The 22396-nt window shown below is 61.6% G+C and carries 22 protein-coding genes, 1 tRNA gene and 1 pseudogene; 10 read left to right on the forward strand and 14 right to left on the reverse strand.

The window, feature by feature from the left end:
• Nucleotides 1-501: 501 nt before the first annotated feature.
• From hxsC to A0U87_RS17205, 4 genes are all read right to left on the reverse strand, one after another.
• On the reverse strand, nucleotides 502-1503 hold the full coding sequence (gene hxsC / locus A0U87_RS17190) for a His-Xaa-Ser system radical SAM maturase HxsC (RefSeq protein ID WP_206366610.1): 1002 nt from the start codon (nucleotides 1501-1503) through the stop codon (nucleotides 502-504).
• 161 nt (nucleotides 1504-1664) lie between these two features.
• Nucleotides 1665-3128 carry a His-Xaa-Ser system radical SAM maturase HxsB gene (hxsB, locus tag A0U87_RS17195; protein WP_137405805.1) on the reverse strand — a complete coding sequence of 488 codons (1464 nt, stop codon included), beginning with the start codon at nucleotides 3126-3128 and terminating at the stop codon, nucleotides 1665-1667.
• On the reverse strand, nucleotides 3121-3429 hold the full coding sequence (locus A0U87_RS17200; protein ID WP_137405806.1) for a His-Xaa-Ser system protein HsxD: 309 nt from the start codon (nucleotides 3427-3429) through the stop codon (nucleotides 3121-3123). Before A0U87_RS17200 ends, hxsB begins: the two co-directional genes overlap by 8 nt.
• A gap of 26 nt (nucleotides 3430-3455) precedes the next feature.
• Complete coding sequence (locus A0U87_RS17205; RefSeq protein ID WP_137405807.1) at nucleotides 3456-3725, reverse strand: hypothetical protein; 270 nt, start codon at nucleotides 3723-3725, stop codon at nucleotides 3456-3458.
• A 206-nt stretch (nucleotides 3726-3931) separates the two neighbouring features.
• Between A0U87_RS17205 and A0U87_RS17210 the strand changes: the two genes are divergently transcribed.
• Entirely contained in the window at nucleotides 3932-4219 is a 288-nt protein-coding gene (locus A0U87_RS17210) for a hypothetical protein (RefSeq protein WP_137405808.1), read from the forward strand.
• Nucleotides 4220-4381: 162 nt separating this feature from the next.
• On the opposite strand, the gene A0U87_RS17215 is transcribed toward A0U87_RS17210, so the two are convergent.
• Nucleotides 4382-4807: a pesticin immunity protein gene (locus A0U87_RS17215; protein WP_137405809.1), complete on the reverse strand. Its 426-nt coding sequence runs from the start codon at nucleotides 4805-4807 to the stop codon at nucleotides 4382-4384.
• 179 nt (nucleotides 4808-4986) lie between these two features.
• Here A0U87_RS17215 and A0U87_RS17220 point away from each other — a divergent pair, with 179 nt between their 5' ends.
• Nucleotides 4987-5400, forward strand: a complete 414-nt coding sequence (locus A0U87_RS17220; protein WP_240700584.1) for a DUF1905 domain-containing protein — start codon at nucleotides 4987-4989, stop codon at nucleotides 5398-5400.
• A 287-nt stretch (nucleotides 5401-5687) separates the two neighbouring features.
• Here A0U87_RS17220 and A0U87_RS17225 read toward each other — a convergent pair whose 3' ends face one another.
• From A0U87_RS17225 to A0U87_RS17245, 5 genes are all read right to left on the reverse strand, one after another.
• Nucleotides 5688-5903 (reverse strand): hypothetical protein, encoded by a 216-nt coding sequence (locus A0U87_RS17225; RefSeq protein WP_137405811.1) that lies wholly within the window; start codon nucleotides 5901-5903, stop codon nucleotides 5688-5690.
• A 12-nt stretch (nucleotides 5904-5915) separates the two neighbouring features.
• Nucleotides 5916-6395: a MucR family transcriptional regulator gene (locus A0U87_RS17230; RefSeq protein ID WP_137405812.1), complete on the reverse strand. Its 480-nt coding sequence runs from the start codon at nucleotides 6393-6395 to the stop codon at nucleotides 5916-5918.
• 148 nt (nucleotides 6396-6543) lie between these two features.
• Complete coding sequence (locus tag A0U87_RS27130; protein WP_137405813.1) at nucleotides 6544-6975, reverse strand: excalibur calcium-binding domain-containing protein; 432 nt, start codon at nucleotides 6973-6975, stop codon at nucleotides 6544-6546.
• A gap of 78 nt (nucleotides 6976-7053) precedes the next feature.
• A complete protein-coding gene (locus A0U87_RS17240; protein ID WP_137405814.1) occupies nucleotides 7054-8499 on the reverse strand; it encodes an integrase arm-type DNA-binding domain-containing protein in 1446 nt (481 codons plus the stop codon).
• Nucleotides 8500-8664: 165 nt separating this feature from the next.
• Nucleotides 8665-8754: transfer RNA gene (locus A0U87_RS17245), tRNA-Ser, on the reverse strand.
• Nucleotides 8755-8900: 146 nt separating this feature from the next.
• Between A0U87_RS17245 and hspQ the strand changes: the two genes are divergently transcribed.
• The 7 genes from hspQ (at nucleotide 8901) to A0U87_RS17275 (ending at nucleotide 17853) form a co-directional block, all read left to right on the forward strand.
• On the forward strand, nucleotides 8901-9272 hold the full coding sequence (hspQ, locus tag A0U87_RS17250; protein ID WP_004210078.1) for a heat shock protein HspQ: 372 nt from the start codon (nucleotides 8901-8903) through the stop codon (nucleotides 9270-9272).
• Nucleotides 9229-10017, forward strand: a complete 789-nt coding sequence (locus tag A0U87_RS17255) for a GDSL-type esterase/lipase family protein (protein WP_048936324.1) — start codon at nucleotides 9229-9231, stop codon at nucleotides 10015-10017. Before hspQ ends, A0U87_RS17255 begins: the two co-directional genes overlap by 44 nt.
• Nucleotides 10018-10107: 90 nt before the next feature.
• Nucleotides 10108-12072: an oligopeptide transporter, OPT family gene (locus tag A0U87_RS17260; RefSeq protein ID WP_122928712.1), complete on the forward strand. Its 1965-nt coding sequence runs from the start codon at nucleotides 10108-10110 to the stop codon at nucleotides 12070-12072.
• Nucleotides 12073-12219: 147 nt separating this feature from the next.
• Nucleotides 12220-12360, forward strand: a complete 141-nt coding sequence (locus A0U87_RS26255; protein WP_164488920.1) for a hypothetical protein — start codon at nucleotides 12220-12222, stop codon at nucleotides 12358-12360.
• Between the two features lie 131 nt (nucleotides 12361-12491).
• Nucleotides 12492-15293: a TonB-dependent receptor gene (locus A0U87_RS17265; protein WP_048936322.1), complete on the forward strand. Its 2802-nt coding sequence runs from the start codon at nucleotides 12492-12494 to the stop codon at nucleotides 15291-15293.
• Nucleotides 15294-15370: 77 nt separating this feature from the next.
• Nucleotides 15371-16771, forward strand: a complete 1401-nt coding sequence (locus A0U87_RS17270) for a metallophosphoesterase family protein (protein ID WP_048936321.1) — start codon at nucleotides 15371-15373, stop codon at nucleotides 16769-16771.
• Between the two features lie 11 nt (nucleotides 16772-16782).
• Entirely contained in the window at nucleotides 16783-17853 is a 1071-nt protein-coding gene (locus A0U87_RS17275) for a phytase (protein ID WP_048936452.1), read from the forward strand.
• A gap of 44 nt (nucleotides 17854-17897) precedes the next feature.
• Here the strand turns inward: A0U87_RS17275 and A0U87_RS17280 are convergent, their stop codons facing one another.
• From A0U87_RS17280 to queF, 4 genes are all read right to left on the reverse strand, one after another.
• Nucleotides 17898-18302 (reverse strand): NUDIX domain-containing protein, encoded by a 405-nt coding sequence (locus tag A0U87_RS17280; protein ID WP_048936320.1) that lies wholly within the window; start codon nucleotides 18300-18302, stop codon nucleotides 17898-17900.
• A gap of 49 nt (nucleotides 18303-18351) precedes the next feature.
• Nucleotides 18352-21000 carry a M1 family metallopeptidase gene (locus A0U87_RS17285; protein ID WP_048936319.1) on the reverse strand — a complete coding sequence of 883 codons (2649 nt, stop codon included), beginning with the start codon at nucleotides 20998-21000 and terminating at the stop codon, nucleotides 18352-18354.
• Nucleotides 21001-21163: 163 nt separating this feature from the next.
• On the reverse strand, nucleotides 21164-21451 hold the full coding sequence (locus tag A0U87_RS17290) for a hypothetical protein (protein ID WP_048936318.1): 288 nt from the start codon (nucleotides 21449-21451) through the stop codon (nucleotides 21164-21166).
• A gap of 27 nt (nucleotides 21452-21478) precedes the next feature.
• Entirely contained in the window at nucleotides 21479-21931 is a 453-nt protein-coding gene (gene queF, locus A0U87_RS17295) for a preQ(1) synthase (protein WP_004210067.1), read from the reverse strand.
• A gap of 109 nt (nucleotides 21932-22040) precedes the next feature.
• On the opposite strand from queF, the pseudogene A0U87_RS17300 reads away from it, so the two are divergent.
• Nucleotides 22041-22396, forward strand: a pseudogene (locus A0U87_RS17300) (hypothetical protein); the annotation flags it as partial.

Genomic DNA, 22396 nt, shown 5'->3' on the forward strand with positions numbered 1-22396 from the left:
AGCATCATACCTGCCGGGCAGATGTCCGCTGCACACCAACCCGCGTTTGGGATGGAGACGGTCCGATATGGTGCGCCGAGGGACCGCGAGTGCGCCTGTCTGGAATTGCCGCCAGAGAAATGGACGAGACCTGTCGAGCCAATCAACCATGCCCGAAGATGTCGGCACAAGCTGCTAGAAATATGTTAGTGGGCCTGGTGGGCGAAGCGACGGGTTACTCTCGTGAAGGTCATATATTGGTTCGCGGTCCAACCTTGCGTTGTCAGTCTGCTGGAGGAGCCGGAGGAAATCGCACGGCTGCTTGGTGCATCTCGCCTAAAGCTGGAGATCTGTCTTGTCGAATGCTGCAATCGGGTGCTGTCCTGAAGTGGCATATCTATTGGAAGAAGCATATTTGCTGAGCAGGAAAGGCGTTGCGGCGATCGCTGATACTGCCGTTCTTCCAGAAACTGCCGCCGTGCCTGGTAGCCGCTGAGGAAGCAGAGATACAATCGTGCCGGATCACGCGATCTTCAGGATTGGGGAAATGCCACGGCTATAGCGGAACTTGGCGGAGGCAAAGAACCCGCCGCATTCGGCTTGGGCATCGCACCCCTCGCACTCCGGCATGTATTCCTGCTTCCAGTCGCTGATCGAGCGCCGGGAGAAACGGTGCAGAGACGGCTTGAGGATGCAATGCTGGCTGTTGTAGATCGACACTTTCATGCCGGCGCGATCGAGAATGCCGACCGCCTCGGATAGCTCGGCCTGATAATCGACGGGGTCGATCCAGATCCTTTCAAGGTTGGCGCGCGCAAAACCGGTGAGTTCGAGGCCCATCAGCGCGATATGATCGACAAAAAGCAGGTTGCGGACGAGAAAACGGGCAAGTGGTACCAATCTCGGGACAGTCTGCTCCTGCAGTACAACCCGGACCTCCACGCGGACACCCTGGGCCTTCAGGGCCAGGATGCCGCGAATCGTCTCGTCGAAGGCGCCATCGGCCTGCACGACGTAATCGTGAACGTGCGCCAGGTCGGCATAGACAGGTATGCCCAGCATGAGGTCCGGGTGCCGCACGGCACCGAGGTCTCTAGCAAGGGTGCCTGTGGCAAAGCTGCGACCATTCGACAGGACATGCAGAGCCGTGTTCGGGAGATGGGAGCCGACCGCCTGGACCAGTTCGATGAAGCGCGGACCCAGCAGAGTAGGCTCACCGCCGGTGAACCCGATTTCCCTCGCTCCACGATCCATGAGGGGCAAGGCTTCGAGAACCTCGTCCACGATCCAGCCGTCATCGACGGCGCGCGGCGGCTGTGAACACATCAAGCAATAATTGTTGCAGCGCTCGGTGAGGAGAAAGTGATTGTAGGCAACTGCCTTGCGGAAGAGCGTGCGGATCGCCCCCTTCGCGGGTTCAAGCCGCACGACGTCGCCATCGCCCAAGTGGTGGAAATCTTCGGGCAGAACGGCAGCGGCTGCACCCTTGGGGAGAAGCGCGAGGGTCCCGGCATCCTTGACCAAGTACCAGCCAAATCCATCGGGAACAGGTCCATCACAGTGGATGAACGCCTCGACGCTACGCAGCGGTGCAGGCCGGTCTGCGCAATCTGAGAGCCTTAGGATCGCAGGTCCACGATCAATGGCCGGTGGGTTGAATTGGGTCAAGCGACCGCGCAAAGTGATCATACGATATTGGCCCAGCGTTCGAAAATGCGGCGTACTTCGGGGTTGGCCTCCATCCTGGAGATCAGCCCGCGGAAGAGCGCCATGTTGCGGGTGCAGAAGGAAGAGAGAGGCTTCTTGCCTACGAAGTCCCCTTGGGTTGCATGATGAAACACTGGCTCGGCTCCGCACCACGGTTCGAAGGCGCACCACGAGCATCCCGGCACGCTTGCGGCGAACGATTTTTCGAGGGGGTCAAGTAAGGCATCGCCCAAGAAGATGTCAGCGAAATCGTCGTCATGGACATTGCCGAGAGCAAAGGTAGTGTCGCCCATCTCGGCCAGCATCCGGCTTTCGTCAGAGGCGTAGACGACGCCGTCGTAATTGTAGACGACTGCGCCGATACCGATCCCTGCCGGGCTCATGAGATCCACGTAGGTGGTCTGGAGGGGCGTAAGCATCTTTTTGAGAACCATCGCGGAATAGTGCTCGATGAACTCGAACCCGCTGAGATTGAGCTCGATGATGTAGTCCAGGCCCTCAAAGAAGAATTCGAGCCACTTTTTCTGGTCGTACGAGGCGTAGGATTTGGTCTTGATAGCGAAGCCGTATGGAGAAAGCGGCCGCAGGAAGATCCCGCCGAAGTCCATGCGGATATATTCGTCGATGATCGCCCTGACCTGCGGCAGGCTTGCCGCGGTCGTCGTCATCAGCGCCCCCACATTGTAATGGCCCAGCGCCGTGCGAGCGCGGGCGATACCTTCTACTGCCTTTTCGTACGAATTCTTGCCGGGCCTTGGCCGGTTGCGATTGTGGAGGTCTGCCGGTCCATCGAGCGACGTCGAAATCAGGATATCATGCTCGCGCGCAAACTGCAGGATCTCGTCATCCAGCACCGCCAAGTTGGTGGCGATCACGAAGGCGAGATTGCGGCGTGCCGTCTCGTTTCGCCGCAGGGCTTCAGCAACGATGAACCGGATGATCGGCATGTTCAGGGTGGATTCGCCGCCCTGGAACTCGATCTTGATCGCGGGTGAGGGCGAGCGGAAGGTGAGGTCAAGCGCGCGCAACGCCGTCTCCTCGCTCATGTCGAATTCCCGCTTGTCGTCGTTGGCACGCGACACCTGGCAGTAGGGGCAGCTGTGCTCACAGCGTAGGGTGGTCACGAAGATGTGCAGCCCGGTGAAATTGGCGAGCGGCGCCAGCTTCGTGCGGATCTTGAGACCCAGCAGGTCGATTGCGACCTGGGTGTCGTCATCGATCAGGAAGTGCCGGGACTTCAGCTCATCGTAAACGGGCTGATCAGGGTGCAATGCGCCGCCCGCGAAATCCGAAACTTCGCTTGCCGAAAGCGTGACGTACTCGCCCGCCATATTGGTCGCGACATAACCCTCCTCGTCGAGGGGGGTGAAACGCCATGGCAGCATCGTGTAGGCTGATTTGGCGGATGCATCGAACTGAGCCTGCTCGCGGAACTTAGCCATCCTGGAGGCCCGTGCGCGAAAAAGCGAGGCCGAGTATGGCATCGCGGTAGGGTGCGGTGCGCTCCTCGATAGAGATGCGTAGGTCCTGATCGATCACTTCGCGGCGGAAGTCGCGTTCCGCGGTTTCCATCGACACCGTTGAATTTGCCGGAAGCAGCTTGCACACGATGTCGTCACCGATGACGGCCACATCGACATCATAGCGTGCCATTAGGGCATAGGCGGCCCGCTTTGCAGCGTCCACGGAAAGGGCGGCCCGAGACAGGGTCACCGTCCGGGCATCGCCAGTAGCAATGGTCATAGTTCTATCGTTCTTTTGAGGCTGGCTCAGTACGCGCTGGAAGAGTGCGAACTGTGGCTCGAGTGCGAGCTATGGCTCGAGTGCGAACTGTGGCTGGAATGGCTGCCATGTGCAGCAAGGTGCACGGCGTCATCGGCCTTGGTCAGCACAAGATCTTTCGCATCGTCAGCTTGGTTGGCGAACTGTGCCACGGCAGCCGGAACGGTCATGGGAATGGTCGCGTGCGCCTGCGTGCCAGCAATAAGCGTCGCGAGCGATGCTGCGAACGGTTTTAGAAATGAACGACGTGCCATCATAAACCCCTGTTGAAACATTGCTTTTGCCAACCACTGAACCGTGGCCGGTCGGTTTTTTGGCGACACCTAATTAGTATTTCAGTTAAGTGTTAAAATTCTGTCGCGCAACGACTATCGCATGCTGTTAGCTGATCTTGGTTCTCCGCCAAGAACGCCGCCAATCCGACCCTTTTGATGCATGGCGGTTCTGTCACGATACGAAGATCGTGACTAAGCTGCGCTATAGGCTTGGCAATGGCGTTCTAGCGGTCGACCAAGAGCACTTATTTGTAGTCATACGACCCCCGCGCATCGACATGTCCCGCGACGAAGAGAGCTACATCTGGCGGCTCCTTGCGCAAGTTTTCGGCGATCAGGGCAGCGATCTCGATGGCCACGGGGCGCAACCGGGCGGAATCTGTGTCAAAGAAGGTGGTGCGTTCAAGAAATACCACGCGCAGCGCCGGAACATCCGCGGCGATATTCGCTGGCAGAAGCCAACCAAGCGAACGTAGTTCGCGCACCAGCTCAGCGAGCAGCCGAGCATAAATCGGCCTCGAAGCGGGTCGCGGTCAGTGGCCAGTCTTGGGCATCCGGTGGGGAAAGCAGACCGGCCGAATCTGGGAACTGAAAATTCGCAACTGAATGGCCGGAAAGGGTCGTTCGTGCCGGACCTCTCAATCCATAGGGGCATTGCGGCAGTTGGGAAGACCGCCCTTCAATTGCGTCCCCATCCACATCCCTTCGGGGGATTTGGATAACGAGAGTGCAGATACAGCATTATAGCTCCCACCGTTTCGCGCTCGGTCTCTGAAACAGATCGTCATCTGGCTATCTGTCGTCGATAGCACATCGAATGACATGGCCCACTCATGCGAACCCATTTCCATAAATGCGCTGAGCTTATCCTTTCTGATGACGGTAAATCCGTAGTCAGATAATGTTTTCTTTCCAGAAACGCGTCGTGGTCCGGTAGAATTTTGGAAGCTTGTCAAATCTAAATTCGCTAAAACACTATCGACGGCATCGTCCTTAACAGCGCCAATCGTGGCGCTAGACGATACGATCGCAGTAGAAATCACAAACAATTTTACCATCTTCATGGGACGTGCTCCTGCTAGATTATGATTCACCTACAACCAATGTCTGATTCTGGAGTGATGGGTGCTACCGGTCAATGACCACAACGGGTCGACTGCAGCACAGACGAAAGAGAATGTAGACGCAAACGATAGCGCAAGATCGGGTTGCATCAAACGAGCGCACAGCCAATGATCCCGTGGTGCAAACGAACGATGGCCCAACAGACCCCGAACTCATCCGCTTCCTGCGCGAGGAACTGGGCGGAGACGTCTCACCTAACGAAACAGCTTGGGAGCATGTCGGCCCTATCTGGTTGTGGCGCGGGGAAGGCAAGGATGGCCAGCCCTCATCAATGTCGTGGCATTTTCTGACGATCGACGGCGAGGTCGCCGAGGCCATCCGTGTAGCATCGTCTGGCCAATCAGCGGCTTGGGGATCGGTCTACGTAGAGGCTGGCATCGGCAAAACATGCTGGCGCACATCGGTCTTTCCGAACAAGGCGCGCCAAGGCTACATGCTGCCCATCAAGGCGAGCGTGAGAAAAGCAGAAAAGCTAGCGGAAGGCGACGTGATCACGGTACGTATTACCCTATCCAAGGGACCATCACGCTAGAAATGAGCGTTCGATCTGAGGGAAGTTGGTCCGTGCAGGTCTGATCAGTGTGGTGACAATTTCTCCAGACGGCTCCATCCTCGCGCTTTGCTACTCGACAGCCGTCATGCGAGAAAATGGCTTGTTTCGGCGTGATCCGACATTGCCAGCATTGCTCCAGACAGGCGCAAGTTGGCCGACACTTGCCGGGTTGCGGACGGTCCGCAACTGGAGTGCTGCAAACGGGTACTGAGCGTCTTAGAAGGGTCGCTTTCCGAAGGGGCGGTTTACCAGCCCGCTATCACCGCTCAAACACTCTGAGCGAGGCCTGAATCCGACAGCCGCGCCAACGAGGCAAATTTAAGTTCAATAATGCGAGTCAGCACATCGATGCGTAGCACCATCAGGTAAAAGCACAATCTGATCGAAGGAGGCCGCAATGACTTTCCACCGATGAGCGACAAACAGAGGTAAATCGGCGCCATGTCGCTTGAAGAGTATGGATGCAGCTCCTCAAGCGACATGTTCCTGTTTCATTATTCAGCAGCAGCCAATTCAGCGGCCTTCTGGCCGCGCCCCTTGGGAGCAGCAGCCTTCTTGCCTTGGCCCGGCTTGCGCCCCAAGCCGATCTTATGAGCCAGCTCCTTGCGCTGGGCAGCATAGCTGGGTGCGGTCATCGGATAATCGGCAGGAAGACCCCACTTGGCGCGATAATCATCCGGGGTCATCTGGTAGTGGGTCATCAGATGGCGCTTCAGCATCTTCAGCTTTTTGCCATCTTCAAGACAGACGATATAATCGGGCTTCACCGACGAACGGATAGAGACGGCGGGTTGCCAAGGCTCAGGCGTCGGCTCAGCCGCGACAGACAGTCCCGCAAGCGCACCATGAACGTTAGCGATAAGGTTGGATACGTCACCAACCGAAACCGAGTTATTGCTGACGTGCGCAGCGACAATATCGGCTGTGAGGGTGATCAGAAGCTCATTGGCATCGGTTATCTCAGTCATTTCCATGCGTCCCGTTTAATTTTATCGGAACGGTCTATCTATAATCATCTATTCCAAATGTCACCGTTGTGAGGATGAAGATTCTGTAAGGTCTAGAAAATACGGGGCAGATTGTTGTAATATCCATTTACTTCTAAGACTTCTACTGATCTGGCTAACGCCCTCGATAAGGCTCGCAACCAATTCCGTCGCTGTCCCGGTCCAGATGAGGGCCATATCCTGGCTCCCCGGCATAAACAGGCGCAGCGCCAGCAGCTCTTGCTTGGGCACAATTGCGATAGGACCATGAGGATCGGCCATCAGTTGATGCGGTGGACCGCCTTTCCGGTTCGGCCTTGCGAACAGCCAATGATGGCTGCTGATCATCTAAATCGGCAGCACTCATGTAAGACTGAGGAGGCACCGCCCCCTGCGGGCGCCAAGACTCCTCTTCGGCAACAGGTGTGCTTGATGACGAGGAAGGCAGAAGAGCGCTGCCCACTCCACCAACAAAGCCAAGCATGATCGCCCCGCCAATGATGGCGGCAGAAGGAGAACTTCGCTTATGTTTATAGGGCTTGGTGCGTTGCCGATGGCGCCGTTTCATTCCTGCATGATGGCTATGGAAGGTAAAGGAGCAGTTGCCGGCTCTTTGGCGAGATCGGTACTTATCAAAGTATAGAACCTAATTGGGTCGCCCTGGCCCTGATGATGCCCAGCGCATGGGCTCGCCCAGAAAAATTTCGGCACCCCAAAAATCTGCCAGCAACACGTCCGCCCATTCTTGGGCCAACTCACGTCGCCGGCCCATGTAAGCAGCGCGGTTATACGCTTTCTCCGCATCGGAGACAGCGCCACGTCTATCGTCAGCCTGCACGTTTTTGGGCGTGTGGGCCAGCATGAGGTCTATCACTTCACGGTCGCCAGGCTGCATCAATACGGCTGGACGCTCATTCATGTATGTCGAAAACGCAGCGCGAAACCCGTGAGGGACATGCCGTTGATAGTAGCCAGCTCGGATTAGCAGGGATCTCAGAGTATTTTCGCTAATTGGCCGATGCGCATGTCGTTCGCTGGGAAAACAGAGCTCGAAACGCCCGGTAAGCCGACGAAGCACCTTCAATAGCTCGACGGCCTGCCAAGCCAGTGGGGCCAAATGCGCCTTCTTTCGATCCTTCTGACCTTTCATACGGTCTGCGGGTATCATCCAGAAAGGCTTGTCGCCTTCAAGGTCAACAAATTCGGCCCAGCGCGCTCCGGCAAGTTCACCAGGGCGAACCGCTGTAAGGGCCAGCAGGCGCAGCGCGAGCTTGGTTTGAGCACGGCATCGCTCTCCTTCGCAGTCGAGCAGCAACTGACGTAACTTTCCAATGCGTTCTTCTTGAGTGTCCAAACCATCGATTATCGAAGGCTGGGGACGCGATGCGGGTACTGGCTTCATGGCCTTCGCCAGGTTCGCTGCAGGATCTCCTTCGCACACGCCGCTCGCGACACCGTGAATGAATACTGCTGATATGATCTGCCTATTTCGGTGGGCGGTTTCCCGCGCACCCCGCGCTTCAACCGCACGGAGCACCTGGAGTATATCGGCAGGTTTCAATTCACTGATAGGCTCATTGCCCAGTTGCGGAAGCACGTCCCGCTCAAGCTTGATTAAAACATCCGCGGAGTGGACTGCCGACCATCGCGCAAGCGGCTCAACGGTCCAGTTCTGCGCCTGCGAATAACTCCACTTTCCGTTTGCCTTGGCCCATGCATGCAAACGTTCTAACGACCAGCCGCTCTGGAGCTCGAACCAATCCTCAGCGATCGCTTGAAAGCTGTTGTGCCGTTTTATCGCTTCGGCTTTTTCAGCTTCGCGACGTGCGATTGCCGGGTCTCGACCTTGGCTGAGAAGGCGCTTCGCTTCATCCCGTTTTGCCCGGGCCTCAAGGAGCGTCACTGCAGGGTAAGAGCCAAAGCTCAAGGTCTTTTGGAGCGGCTTGCCTTTCTCGTTGCGGCCGAACGTATAATTCATTCGCCAGTGCCGCCCCCCTGCGCGCGTCACGAGAACGTAAAGCTGTCCAGAATCGCTTATTCGGTAATCCTTCTCTCGGGGCTTCGCCGCCTTCAGCTTCGCGTCATTCAGCATTGCTGCCTCCGATACCATGGATTCCGGATGTCATACCATGGCGTATGCCATGGATGGCCATGAACGCGTGCGAACCAGCGCGAACACCGTTGAGCCTTCGGAGGGGCTTTACATCAGGGAAATCAATGAGTTGTGAACGGCTACGAACGCTGGCGTTCGAAGATCTGGCGGAGAGGGAGGGATTCGAACCCTCGGTACCCTCACGGGCACGCCGCATTTCGAGTGCGGTGCATTCGACCACTCTGCCACCTCTCCGCAGAAGACCGGAAGCATTGAACCACAAGGAAAAATGCCGCCCCGATCGGGTCGAGGGGCGCCCATTAGCGAATGATTCCATCCTTGCCAAGCACCCTTTTCGGTATTTTTCTTGTCTCCCTGCGCGGGCACCCTAAATTGGTCATATGAAAGTCACGATTCAGAATATCGGTACCGGCATCACCGCCCCGCCGGTCGTCCATGCCCGCTTCAGCATCGGCGATGTCCTCAAGCATCGCAGCTTCGGCTTTCGCGGCGTGGTGTTCGACATCGACCCGGTCTTCGCCAACAGCGAGGAATGGTATGAATCGATCCCCGAACATGCCCGCCCCGACAAGCAGCAGCCCTTCTACCACCTGCTCGCCGAAAATGGCGAGAACAGCTATGTCGCCTATGTCAGCCAGCAGAATCTGGTGGCCGACGACAGCGAGGAGCCGGTCGATCACCCCGCGATCACCGGCCTGTTCGGCGATTATGCGGATGGCAAATATCAGCTGCGCCCGCGCCACCGGCACTGAGCCGCACCGGCGGGCGGCGCTGGGCCTTGCCCTGCTGCTCGCCGCGGCCGGGCCGTTGCAGGCTGCCCCGTTGCCGACGCAGGCCCCGGCGCCGGACAAGGTCGCGGTTCCCAATGCCGACCCGACCTTCCCCTTCTCCAACGAGATCGCCGCCTTTGCGAAAGCGGAAGCGGCCGGCCCGCCAGTCGCCGACGCCACGCTGTTCCTGGGCAGTTCCAGCATCCGCCTGTGGGACATCAAGGGCAGCTTCACCGATATCGGTACGGTCAATCGCGGCTTTGGCGGCGCGACCACGCCCGACGTGCTGCATTATTACAAGCGGCTGCTGCCCAAGGCCAAGCCACGCTCGATCATCGTCTATGTCGGCGAGAATGACCTGGCCGCCGGCGCCACGCCGGACAAGGTCGCTACCGACGTGCTGACCCTGCTGCGCCAGCTTCGCGCCGACTATCCCAGGGCGCATATCGCCTATCTCTCGCTCAAGCCCAGCCCGATCCGCTGGACGCTCTGGCCCCAGATGGCGGCGGTCAACATGACCGTTTCGGCGCGCAGCAAGGCGATGAAGTTCGATTATCTCGATGTCGGCCGCCCCTTGCTCGCCACGGACGGCCTGCCCGATGCATCGCTGTTCCGTGCCGATGGTTTGCACATGAATCCGCGCGGTTACGAGCGCTGGACCAGGCTGGTCGACGCCTATCTGGACCATGCAGTGCTGGCGGATGCGGGCGCCGGCCGCGATTCCTGACCGCCCTGCCGGCCAGTTTAAGATTGATCCAAGCGCCAGCAACATTATTACCAGCCGCTTGATCGATCGACTGGCGAAGGGAAAAGAGCAGTGACAACCGATTCGGCCAAGGCCGTGCCGATGGCGGAGCTGACGCTACGCGGCGTCATATTGGGCGCGCTCATCACCCTGCTGTTCACCGCCGCGAACGTCTATCTGGGCCTCAAGATCGGCCTGACCTTCGCCACGTCTATCCCCGCCGCCGTCATTTCCATGGCGGTGCTGCGCCTGTTCGCGACCGGCACGATCCTGGAAAACAACATCGTCCAGACCATCGCATCGGCCGCCGGCACGCTCTCGGCGATCATCTTCGTGCTGCCGGGCCTGGTCATCATCGGCTGGTGGCAGGGCTTCCCCTATTGGCTGTCGGCCTGCACCATCGCGCTGGGCGGCATATTGGGCGTCATGTATTCAGTGCCGCTGCGCCGCGCGCTCGTCACCGGATCGGACCTGCCCTATCCCGAGGGTGTCGCCGCCGCTGAAGTACTCAAGGTCGGCGCCGGTTCGCGCGAGGGCCTGGAAGAGAATAAGCGCGGTCTGGCCGCCATCGTGATGAGTTCGATCGCCGCCGCCGGCTTCTCGATCATCGCCAAGACCAAGATCCTGGCCGAGGAAGCCGCCACCTTCTTCAAGCTGGGCGCAGGCGCCAGCTCGGTCTCGACCAGCTTCTCGATGGCGCTGATCGGCGTCGGCCATCTGGTCGGCATTTCCGTCGGCGCCGCCATGTTCGTCGGCCTGCTCATCAGCTGGGTCGGCATCGTCCCCTATCTCACCAGCCCGCTGCCCGTCGGCGCGGACCTGGCCGACCTGGTCGGCACCACCTTTCGCATGAAGGCCCGCTTCATCGGCGCCGGCACGATCGGCATCGCCGCGATCTGGACCCTGCTCAAGATCCTCAGCCCGATCATCAGCGGCATCCGCTCCGCCCTCAACGCCGCCAAGGTCCGCAAGTCGGGCGACGCCGGCACGCTGGACATCACCGAGCGCGACCTGCCGATCGGCATCGTCTTCGGCACCATCCTCGCCTCGCTTGTGCCGATCGCCGTCTTGCTGTGGATCTTTGCCCAGGGCGGGCCGATCGCCGCCAATCCGGTGCCGATCATCGGCCTGACGCTGGCCTATATCCTGGTCGCCGGCATCGTCATTGCCTCGGTCTGCGGCTATATGGCCGGCCTGATCGGCGCGTCGAACAGCCCGATCTCGGGCGTCGGGATTCTTGCCGTGCTCGGCGCGTCGCTGATCCTCGCCGCCATCTATGGCTCGGGCCATCCCGAACAGAGCCAGGCGCTGATCGCCTATGCCCTGTTCACCACCGCGATCGTGTTCGGCGTTGCCACCATTTCCAACGATAACCTCCAGGACCTGAAGACCGGCCAGCTGGTCGGCGCGACGCCGTGGAAGCAGCAGATCGCGCTGGTGCTGGGCGTGCTGTTCGGCGCGCTGGTGATCCCGCCGGTGCTCGACCTCCTGAACAGCGCCTTCGGCTTTGCCGGCGCGCCCGGTGCCAAGGCGACCGCCCTGCCCGCGCCGCAGGCTGCGCTCATTTCCGCGCTCGCCAAGGGCGTGCTGGGCGGCGATCTCGACTGGGGCCTGATCGGCTTTGGCGCTGGCATCGGCGTGGTCGTGGTCGCGCTGGACGAACTGCTCGGCAAGACCGGCAAGATGCGCCTGCCCCCGCTCGCGGTCGGCATGGGCATCTATCTGCCAATGGCACTGACCTTACTGATCCCGGTCGGCGCGGTGATCGGCCATTTCTACAATCGCTGGTCGCTGCGCCAGGCGAACCCAGAATTTGCCGAGCGCATGGGCGTGCTGATGGCGACCGGTTTCATCGTCGGCGAAAGCCTGTTCGGCGTCGCCTTTGCCGGCATCGTCGCCTCGACCGACAGCGACGCGCCGCTGGCGCTGGTCGGCGAAAGCCATTGGGCGGTGCCGCTGTCGGTGCTGATCTTCGCCGGCGTGATCGCCGCCCTTTATGCGCGCCTGCGCCACTGGGCGACCGCGCCGCTCGCCTGACGGGATGAGATGGGGCGACCGACGCCAGGTCGCCCCATTCTCACGAAATCCTACGACAATAGAATGGATATGGGCCGGCCTACGGCTCGAAACCCTATGCCCGGCGGTTTAATTCTCCAGCATCACCCAAAGGCTGGAGAGACTCTGATGCCCGCCGAATTTCTGATCGCCATTGCCCTTTGTATCGGCGCCGTCTTGTTCATCGACCATATGGCTCGGCTCGAAAAAGGCGGCCGGCTGCACCATCGTGGCGGCCTGTCCCGGCGCAGCGGCCCGCGTCGCGACTGAGCCTTCACAATGTGGCCCCTGCGTCACGTCACATAAGTTACATTTTTCAGACTTTTAACTGCAATCATATTGCCATGAAGCCGTAAGGACTCATCGCCAATGGCCTCCCCAACCGAAGGGGAGCATTCACCATGAAGACCTTGTTCCGTGGCGCGAGCCGCGCCGCGATCATCCTTGCCACCGCCATGCCCGTCGCCGCCCTGGCCGGCACCATCAGCGGCACCGTGTCCGACGGCACCGGCACCCGCGCGCTGCAGTCGACCCAGCTGCGCATCGTCGAAAATGGGCGCATCGCCGAAGCCGGCCGTGACGGTTCCTACCGCTTCCCCGACGTTGCACCGGGCACCTACACGATCGAAGCCCGCTACACCGGTGCCGATCCGGTGCGCACCACCGTCGTCGTGCCCGCCACTGGTGACGTCGATGCCGACATCCGCATCGGCTCGAACGTCGATGCGTCGATCATCGTCGTCGGCCAGGTCGCCAACCAGGCATCGGCCCTGTCGCGCCAGCGCGCGGCCGACGGTGTCGAAAGCGTCCTGACCCGCGACGCGATCGGCCAGTTCCCCGACCAGAATGTCGCCGAATCGCTGCGCCGCCTGCCCGGCGTCAACATCATGAACGACCAGGGTGAAGGCCGCTTCGTCTCGGTTCGCGGCCTCGACCCGGAACTCAACGCCGCATCGGTCAACGGTGCCCGCCTGCCCGCCCCGGAAAGCGATGTTCGCTCGGTCGCGCTGGACGTCGTGCCTTCGGAACTGATCGAATCGATCGAAGTGAAGAAGTCGCTGACCCCGGACATGGACGCCGACACCATCGGCGCCTCGATCGAGATCAACACCACCAGCGCCTTCGACCGCAAGAAGGATCTCTATTCGGTCAAGCTGGAAGGCAGCTATAACGACTATGCCGACACCGCGACGCCCAAGGGCAGCGTCGACTTCGCCACCCGCCTCAGCGACAATTTCGGCATCTCGGGCGGCTTCAGCTATTACAAACGCCAGTTCGAAACCGACAACATCGAAACCGGTGGCTGGAAGACGGCGGAAAATGGCGTCGTCTATACCGACGAGCCGGAATATCGCGACTATGACGTGACCCGCAAGCGGATCGGCGCGACGCTGAACATGGACTGGCGTCCGTCCGATACGACCAAGCTCTATGCCCGCGGCATCTACAACCAGTTCGACGATCATGAATATCGTCGCCGCCTGGCCTTCGTCTTTGACGAAGAACCGGCATCGGGCGATGCCGACAGCGCCAACTTCACCGATGAGGATGGCCGCATCGAAGTACGCCGCGATCTCAAGGATCGTTTCGAGCGTCAGCGCATCAAGTCGTTGGTGCTGGGCGGCACCACCGAAACCGGCCCGTGGAAGCTGACTTATTCGGGCAGCTGGTCGGAATCGACCGAAAAGGAAAAAGGATCGATCGACCCGATCCGCTGGCGTGCCCGCTTCGACGGCGACGGCGTCGATGTCGGTTTCAATTATTCCGATCCGCGCGTCCCGACGTTCGAGGTGACCAGCGGCAACGACCTGTTCACCGATCCGTCGGAATATGGCTTCAATCGCGTCGAACAGACCGCCCTGTCGGACTCGCGCGACCGTGAATATGCATTGAAGGGCGACATTTCGCGCGCCTTCGCCATGGATGGCGGCACCTTCACCGTGCAGGCCGGCATGAAGGCTCGTTTCCGCAAGAAGAGCTATAATTTCAACATGAACTATTATGGCGACGGCGATCTCAGCCTCGCCGATGTTCTGGGCGATTCCACCTATCGCCTGATCGGCATCGATCCGGTGCCGGGCAAGGGCCAAGCGACCGATTATTTCTACAACAATATCGGTGAGTTTGAACTCGACCCCATTGCCTCCGCCTATGAATCGGCCACGGCCGACTACAGCGCCAAGGAAGACATTCTTGCCACCTACATGATGGGTCGCTGGGACAGCGCAACCGTTCGCCTGATTGGTGGCGTTCGCATGGAACAGACCCGGAATGTGCTGCGCGGTAGCCGGACCGAATATCTGTTGGATGAGGAAGAGGAGATCACCGGCGTCAGCGTCACCCCCAACGTCTTCACCAAAAATTATACCAACTGGTTGCCCAGCCTGACCGCACGGTTCGAGCCAAGCCAGGGCTTGGTCTTCCGCGCCGCCGGCTACAAGAGCCTGGTGCGGCCGAAGCTGTCGCAGATGGCGCCGCGCTTCTATGTCGATGAAGATGGTGGCGCGACGTTCGGCAACCCCGATCTCAAGCCGTTCCTCGCCTGGAACCTGGATGCGTCGGCAGAATGGTATTTCAGCAGCAACGGCGCGCTAACCGCCGGCGTTTTCTGGAAGTCGATCAAGGACTATTCGGTCACGCTGCACGACTTTGACGGCGGCGTTTATCAGGGCATTCCCTACAACGAAGCCACCATCTATCAGAATGGTGATACCGCGAAGGTGAAGGGCGTCGAACTGTCGTTCAGCCAGGTTCTGAACTTCCTGCCCGCACCGCTCGATGGTTTCCTGGTGAACCTCAACTACACCTACACCGACGCCAGCGGCAAAATCACCAGCTATGATGATGACGACAATGCCTATCTCCGCGGGATCAGCCTGCCCAACGCATCCAAACACACGCTGAACGCGGTGCTGGGTTATGAGAAGGGGCCGATCTCTTTCCGCGCGGCCGGCACCTATCGCAGCAAATATCTGGACGAGATCGGCGATGCGGCTGACAGCGACCGCTATGTCGACAATCACTTCCAGCTCGACCTGAGCGCGAAGTACAAGATCCTGCCCGGCGTCCGCCTGTTCGCCGACTGGGTCAACGTCAACAACGCCAAATATTTCGCCTATCAGAATTTCGAGGGCAGCAAGCGCCTGCTCCAATATGAGGAATATAACTGGACCGCGAAGTTCGGTATTTCCGCCAGCTTCTGATCCCGTTCGATGTCCCCTGCTTGCCGGTCGCGCCCTTGCGCGGCCGGCAAGTCCCGTTTTCCCCGGAAAGGACGCCCATGTCCCGACTGTTCCTGTCCATGCTGCTGATGGCGAGCCCCGCGCCGCTCTCCGCCCAGCCGACCGCCAGCCCGCCCGTGCCCCGCTCGGCCGGCACGCCCTATGCGGCACGCACCCTGCCCGACCGGATCATGCTGACGCCTGCTGCCGATCCGTCGCGCGGCATGGCCGTCGCCTGGCGTACCGATGCCACCCAGATCGCCAGCGAAGCGCAGATCGCCATCTCCGTCGACGGCCCGACGCTGGAGGAAAAGGCCAGGACCGTGACCGGTCCCGTCGGCACCGCGAAGGACAGCGCCAATGGCCCGGCGCTCTATCACCAGATCCGGTTCGACAATCTGACGCCCGATACCGTCTATGCCTATCGGCTGAAGGGCAGCGCGGGCTGGAGCGAATGGCTACAATTCCGCACGGCGGCGGCCGTGGCAAAACCCTTCCGCTTCCTCTATCTGGGCGACATCCAGAACGGCATCCTGACCTATGCCAGCCGCGTCATCCGCCAGGCCTTCCACGCCAATGGCGGGATCGAGCTGGTCGCCCATGCCGGCGATCTGGCCGCGCAGCGCGACGATCTGGATCATGATGACGAATGGGGCGAGTTCAACCAGGCTGGCAGCTACAACTGGTCGATCGTCCCGCAACTGCCCGCGACCGGCAATCATGAATATGTCGATGTGGTGAAGCCCGACGGCAGCGAGAGCCGCACGCTCGGCCCCTATTTCCCGCTGCAATTCGCGCTGCCCGACAATGGCGTGCCGGGCCTCAGGACCACCTATTATGTCGATTATCAGGGGGTGCGCTTCATCATCCTCGACGGCACGTCGGCGATCGACCTTGGCACCATGGCGCAGCAGACGCAGTGGCTGGACGCCACTCTCGCGTCCAGCAAGGCGAAATGGAATGTCGTGCTGTTCCATCAGCCCGTCTTCACCTGCGCCCGGCCCCAAGATACGTCCGAGGTGAAGGCCGCGTGGAAGCCGGTGTTCGACAAGCGCAAGGTCGATCTGGTGCTGCAGGGCCATGACCATTGCTACAGCCGCCTGACCTCCGAAGCCGGGCGCGAGGCTTCGGCGCAGGCGCGGGCCAATGGCACAATCCAGGGGCCGGTCTATCTCGTCTCGGTCACCGGCTCCAAAATGTACGGCCTCAACGATCGGGCCCGCACCCAGCCGGACAAGACCGCCGAGGCAACCGAGCTTTATCAGGTCGTGGACGTGGATGGCGATCGCCTGAAATTCCGCACCTATACCGCGTCGGGCAAGCTCTATGACGGTTTCGACCTCACAAAGGGCGCGGATGGCAATCACCTGACCGACACCAGCGAGCCCACCATTGCCGTGCGCACCTGCACCGGAAACATTGGTCCCGACGGCGGCAAATGCGTCGCGCGCGGCAAATGAGGAATATCGTGATGAAGCCCTTCTTCCTGTCGCTCACCAGCCTTCTCACGCTGGCCGCCTGCACCACCGCCGAGACGGAAGTGCCGGTCGCCGTCCGCATCGCCAATGCGACCCCGGCCGTAACCGTCACCGCGCGCGGCGAAACCACTCCGGTCGGCACACCCAATGCCGACGCGGCGGATGATCCGGCGATCTGGCGCAATGCCGCCAATCCGGCCGCGAGCCTGATCGTCGGCACCGACAAGAAGGCCGGCCTCTATGTCTATGGCCTGGACGGCAAGACCCGCGATTTCCTGGATGCCGGCCGGGTCAACAATGTCGATCTGCGCGATGGCGTGGCGGTGAACGGCCAGACCGGTATCCTGGTGGTCGCGTCGGACCGCAATGATGTGGTAAACGCCAAGCTGGCGCTGTTCCGGCTCGACAGCGTGACAGCGAAACTGACAGCCCTCGGCAAGGTCGATGCCGGCAAGGGCGAGGCCTATGGCATCTGTCTGTACAAGGCGCCGGAGGCGACCTACGCCTTCATCGTGCTGATGGATGGGACGATCCACCAGGTCGCGCTCGATGCGTCGGGCGCGACGCCCACCGGCAGGATCGTCCGCAGCATGAAGCTTGGCACCCAGTCGGAAGGCTGCGCCGTGGATGACCGCACCGGCATCCTCTATGTCGCGGAGGAAGATGTCGGCCTGTGGCGCTTCGACGCGCGCGCATCTGGCGCCACCACGCCCACGAAAATCGCGGCGGCCGACGGCAAGAATCTGGTCATGGATGCCGAAGGCGTCGCCATCGCCCAAATCGGCGCGAAGGACGGCTATGTCCTCGTCTCCAGCCAGGGCGACAATGCCTATGTCGCCTATCGCCTGTCCGACGACGCCTATGTCGGTCGCTTCCGCGTCGTCGACGGCGCGATTGGCGGGTCGGAGGAAACCGACGGCATCGAACTGATGCTGGGCGATTTCGGCCCGGCCTATCCCGGCGGCCTGTTCATTGCGCAGGATGGCCATAACGCGGCGGCGGCGCAGAATTTCAAGCTGGTCGCCTGGGATGACATTGCCAAGGCATTGGGCCTGCCGAACTGATCGAAACACCGGCAAGGGCGGCCGCGATGCCGCCCTTCCTCATTCTATCGCGCCTGCAAGGCGGCCAGCGCCGCCCGTGTCGACAGGGTCAGCGGCTGCGGCAGCGCATCCAGCGCAAACCAGCCGCATGCCGCCAGCGCCTCCGGCTCCATCACCACCGGATCGCCCTGCGCGTCCTCGACCAGATAGACTGGCGCGACCCAATGGGTGCCGCGCGCTTCATCGATCTGGTCCGTCAGGCACAGCAATTCACGCGCCCTGATCGTCAGGCCCAGCTCCTCGAAAATCTCGCGCTCGGCCGCGGCGGCCATCGTCTCGAACAGGTCGACCTTGCCGCCCGGCAGGCCCCAATGCCCCGCCTCCGGCTCGCGCCGCCGCTGCACCAGCAGCAACCTGCCATCGCGCAGGATCGCCGCGCCGCATCCGACCCGCGGTTCCGTCTGATTCATGCTCTTCCCATTTGGAAAGGGCGGCGGATCGCTCCGCCGCCCGATGCCGTTACTTCTTCGCCGCGAACCAGGCCGCGGTCGGCGCCTTCAGGCGGCTGCGCGTCTCGATCCGGGTCTTGATCGCGGCGATCGAGCGGTCGACCACCTTGCGCGATTCCGGCGTCAGATACTGGGTCGCATAGGCGTCCAGCTTGGTCACCATCGCCGGGTCGGCCGATCCACCACCCAGACGGGCCAGCGCTTGGCTGCGCGCCGACACGTCGATCAGCGCCTCATATTGCGCCTTGTGCGCCAGCACATAGTCGACCGCCAGCATCGGATGGGCGACGCCCACCTGGCCGATGATCGCGGCGCTGGTGGTCTTGCCCGGCTCGTCGGTCAAGGCGAGATCTAGGGCCTGCTGGCCCAGTTTCTCATCCTTCGCCTTGCCGAGCAGCGCGTAGAGCGTGCTCTTTTCGAGGTCGCTCTGCGCACCCTTGGCCATCACGCGCAGCTTGTCCCAGGTCGCCTGGTCGGCATTCTGGGCGATGATGCCCAGCCAGACATTGCGCAGCGGCCCGTCGAGCGCGGCCGGGTTGGTCGCCAGCGCGGCGAAGCGGCGGTTGGCCTCGGCCACCACGCCCTTGTCGCCCATGCTGCCCAGCGTCGCGACCAGGCTGGTGCGCAGCACCGGCACCTGCGGCCCTTCGCCGGCCTTGGCATCATAGCCAATAGCTGTCAGCGCCGGGGTCAGCTTGGCCGATGCATAGGCCGCGACCTTCGCCTGGGCGGCGGCATCGCCCTCCAGCATGTCATAGCTGCTCTTCAAATAGCCGGGCACTTCGGCCAGCACCGACGGACTGCCATTGACCGGCACCGCGTCGACCAGGTCGAGCGCCAGACCGATCGGCTGATAGCCACCCAGCGCCAGCTGGAAATTGTCCGCCATCAGGCCCGTCTGGTCCATGCTGGACAGCTGGCTGAAGCCCTTGGCCAGTGCCTGGATATTGGCGGCGGGATAGAGCGCACGATAATAGCCGGTCTGGCCCGCATTGATCACATAGGCGCCGCAGCCCGGCAGCGTGATCTGGCCATTGCCCTGCAGGATCAGGCGCTGCGCCTCGCCGCCCTGTACCTGCGCCTTCACCGGCACATTCCACTTGAGCGGGGTCTTGTCCTTGGCGTCGCGGCTATATTCGCCCTGGCTCAGCGTCAGGATGGTGTTGCCGCCCTGGCACTGGGCGCTCTCCACCTTGACCAGCGGGATGCCTGGCTGGCTGGTGAAATCATGCGCGATGCTGACCAGGCCCTTGGCGCCCGCGCCCTCGACCGCCTTCCACAGATCGTCGGTGACGGTGTTCCCATAGGCATGTTGCTTCATGTAGGACTGGATGCCCGCCTTCCACGCATCTTCGCCGGCATAGCCTTCAAGCATGGTGATGACGGCTTCACCCTTCTGATAGGTGATGGCGTCGAACGCCTGGTTCACCTGATCGACGGTGGTGATCTTCTGCACGACCGGGTGGGTGGTCTTGAGCGCGTCTAGGCTCATCGCCCGCTCGCGGCCATCGACGCGCGACAGCAGCGCTTCCCATTCCGGGTTCAGCTTGTCAGTGACCTTGGTCGCCATCCAGCTCGCAAAACCTTCGTTCAGCCAGAGATCGTCCCACCAGGCCATGGTGACGAGATCGCCGAACCACTGGTGCGCCATTTCATGCGCGGCCACTTCATAGATGGCGCGCTTGGTCTCTTCGGAGGTGAAGCGCGGATCGACCAGCAGGGTACGTTCGAAGGTGAAGATCGCGCCCCAATTCTCCATCGCGCTGAAGAACTGGCTCTGGCCCGGACCCGCGACATTGTCGAGCTTGGGCAGCGGGAAGGGCACGCCGAAATAATCGTTATAATAAGGCAGGATCGCCGCCGATGCGTCGAGCGCCAACTGCGCCTTGCCGGTATTGCCCCGGCCGGTGATGACGCCGACTTCGGTATTGCCCGCCATCTTGGTCGCGCGGTCCAGTTCGCCGAGGCCAAAGAAGAGCAGGTAGGAGGACATTTTGGGGCTGGTGCCGAAGGTCACCAGCTTCTTGGCCCCGCCCAGATCCTTGGTCGCCTTGACCGGCATGTTGCCGACCGCCAGCTGGTCCGCCGGCACCACGGCGCTGAGGTCGAACGTCGCCTTGTAGCTCGGCTCGTCGAAGCTCGGCACGAAACGGCGGGCGTCGGGTGCCTCGAACTGGGTGAAGAGCGCGCGCTTCGCGGCGCCTTCATTGTCGGTATAGTCGAGCGCGAACAGGCCGTTCGCCTGCTGGTTGATGATGCCGGCATAGACCATGGTCAGCTTGTAGCTGCCCGGTTGGACCGGCTTGCCGAAGTCGAGGCTGACGGTCTGGGCATCGGCATCCACCTTGGCCGTGCCGGTGATCGCCTTGCCCTTGGCCGGGGTCAGCGTGACGCTGGAAACGGTCAGGTCGGCCGCGTTGAGCACCAGCGCCGGCATGGCGGCGGCGACAGTAACGTCGATCGTCACCTTGCCGGTGAATTTGAGGTTCGCCGCATCGGGCGTCACTTCGATCGCATAATGGCTGGGCGCAGCGCCACGGGGCAGCTGGGTGGTGACGCCGGCGGCGGGGCCGGCAGGCGCGGTCTGGGCCAACGCGGGCGCGGCGATCGCCAGCGGCGCGGCCGCCATCAGGAACGGCAGGATTTTCGACAAGGGCATGGGGGAAGCAACTCCGATACGGCTTGGATGGCGCAATGAGACATAGTCACGCGCAACATGCAAACCGGATCGGCCCTTTCCCGCGGGGGGTCAAGTGAACTATCCGCAAGAGAATGTCGTTGGTCGAAGCCTGTTGCGCGTTCGTCCAACAAGGGCAGAGTGGCTATCGGACGAAAAGCCTTCCGTCCCGCTGGACGATGAGCGAGCGATCGCCGTTATCGCGCATGTGCCGCAATGCGGCCTTCCGGCAGGTAGGATCGCTATTGATCTGGCGCTCGAACCAACGCCGCCAAATGGGATCAGTCAATGCGATGGCATAGGCTTCTTCTATGCCGCATGCTTCGCGCAGGCGAATTTCCTTGATCAGCAAATGCCAGCGCGAACCGTCGGACGGGTCCAGTTCCGCCCGACGATTACGATAGAAAGCCATGAGGCTTGCGGCATCCTGCATGATCGGCGCAGCCTATGGATCAGATATTCAGCCGCGGCCGCGATAGCCCGGCACGTCCTGCGGCGGCAGCCACAGGCCGGCGGGCGGCTCGCCCGACTGCCAGAAGACGTCGATCGGGATGCCGCCGCGCGGATACCAATAGCCGCCGATGCGCAGCCAGATCGGCTGCATTTCGGTGAACAGCCGCTCACCGATGCCGACGGTGCAATCCTCGTGGAAGCCGGCATGGTTGCGGAAGCTGCCCAGGAACAGCTTGAGCGCCTTGGATTCGACGATCGTCGCGCCGGGCGCATAGTCGATCACCAGATGGGCGAAGTCGGGCTGGCCGGTCACCGGGCAGAGCGAGGTGAATTCCGGCGCCGTGAAGCGCACCAGATAGGGCTTGCCCGGACGGGGATTGGGGACATAGTCGAGGACGGCGTCCTCGGGCCGCTGCGGCAGGGTGCTGGCGCGGCCGAGATGGAGCGGGGTATCGGTCATGAGGGCGCATGTAGTCGATTACACGCAATTTGTCATCGGTCCGGCGCGCAAGGCCACCCGTTCATCTGGCGTTCAGCAAAATTTCTGCCTTGGCAGGGCCATGGGGTCTATGCGTCTGTTCCTTTCCGCCCTGCCGCTGCTGGCAGTCACACCCGCGCTGGCACAGCAAGCCACCGGCAGCGATCCGGTCGTCAATCTGCAGCGCGCCGCGCCGCCGCCGCCGGCCGATGACCCGCGCCGTCAAGGCCCGGAACTCGACGTGTTCCGGGGCACGGCAACGCCGACCCCGACACCCACGCCGTCGTTGCCGCCGATCGTCGCCCCCACGGTGACGCCAGCACCGACCCAGCGCACGCCCGCGACCACCCCTGCCCCCGCACCGCAGCGCCCGACACCGACGCAAGCGCCGACGCGCACCGAAACACCGCGCACGACGCCCGCCCCTACCCCGGCCGAACGCCCGGT

The organism is Sphingobium sp. MP9-4, assembly GCF_005281675.1.
Classification (GTDB): domain Bacteria; phylum Pseudomonadota; class Alphaproteobacteria; order Sphingomonadales; family Sphingomonadaceae; genus Sphingobium; species Sphingobium yanoikuyae.

What these genes read in the sequence shown, in the direction of transcription:
- hxsB (WP_137405805.1), bottom strand. Translation starts at nt 3,128, where the DNA reads ATGGCTAAGTTCCGCGAGCAGGCTCAGTTCGATGCATCCGCCAAATCA.
- A0U87_RS17200 (WP_137405806.1), bottom strand. Translation starts at nt 3,429, where the DNA reads ATGACCATTGCTACTGGCGATGCCCGGACGGTGACCCTGTCTCGGGCC.
- A0U87_RS17205 (WP_137405807.1), bottom strand. Translation starts at nt 3,725, where the DNA reads ATGATGGCACGTCGTTCATTTCTAAAACCGTTCGCAGCATCGCTCGCG.
- A0U87_RS17215 (WP_137405809.1), bottom strand. Translation starts at nt 4,807, where the DNA reads ATGAAGATGGTAAAATTGTTTGTGATTTCTACTGCGATCGTATCGTCT.
- A0U87_RS17225 (WP_137405811.1), bottom strand. Translation starts at nt 5,903, where the DNA reads ATGTCGCTTGAGGAGCTGCATCCATACTCTTCAAGCGACATGGCGCCG.
- A0U87_RS17230 (WP_137405812.1), bottom strand. Translation starts at nt 6,395, where the DNA reads ATGGAAATGACTGAGATAACCGATGCCAATGAGCTTCTGATCACCCTC.
- A0U87_RS27130 (WP_137405813.1), bottom strand. Translation starts at nt 6,975, where the DNA reads ATGAAACGGCGCCATCGGCAACGCACCAAGCCCTATAAACATAAGCGA.
- A0U87_RS17240 (WP_137405814.1), bottom strand. Translation starts at nt 8,499, where the DNA reads ATGCTGAATGACGCGAAGCTGAAGGCGGCGAAGCCCCGAGAGAAGGAT.
- hspQ (WP_004210078.1), top strand. Translation starts at nt 8,901, where the DNA reads ATGAAAGTCACGATTCAGAATATCGGTACCGGCATCACCGCCCCGCCG.
- A0U87_RS17255 (WP_048936324.1), top strand. Translation starts at nt 9,229, where the DNA reads ATGCGGATGGCAAATATCAGCTGCGCCCGCGCCACCGGCACTGAGCCG.
- A0U87_RS26255 (WP_164488920.1), top strand. Translation starts at nt 12,220, where the DNA reads ATGCCCGCCGAATTTCTGATCGCCATTGCCCTTTGTATCGGCGCCGTC.
- A0U87_RS17265 (WP_048936322.1), top strand. Translation starts at nt 12,492, where the DNA reads ATGAAGACCTTGTTCCGTGGCGCGAGCCGCGCCGCGATCATCCTTGCC.
- A0U87_RS17270 (WP_048936321.1), top strand. Translation starts at nt 15,371, where the DNA reads ATGTCCCGACTGTTCCTGTCCATGCTGCTGATGGCGAGCCCCGCGCCG.
- A0U87_RS17275 (WP_048936452.1), top strand. Translation starts at nt 16,783, where the DNA reads ATGAAGCCCTTCTTCCTGTCGCTCACCAGCCTTCTCACGCTGGCCGCC.
- A0U87_RS17280 (WP_048936320.1), bottom strand. Translation starts at nt 18,302, where the DNA reads ATGAATCAGACGGAACCGCGGGTCGGATGCGGCGCGGCGATCCTGCGC.
- A0U87_RS17285 (WP_048936319.1), bottom strand. Translation starts at nt 21,000, where the DNA reads ATGCCCTTGTCGAAAATCCTGCCGTTCCTGATGGCGGCCGCGCCGCTG.
- A0U87_RS17290 (WP_048936318.1), bottom strand. Translation starts at nt 21,451, where the DNA reads ATGCAGGATGCCGCAAGCCTCATGGCTTTCTATCGTAATCGTCGGGCG.
- queF (WP_004210067.1), bottom strand. Translation starts at nt 21,931, where the DNA reads ATGACCGATACCCCGCTCCATCTCGGCCGCGCCAGCACCCTGCCGCAG.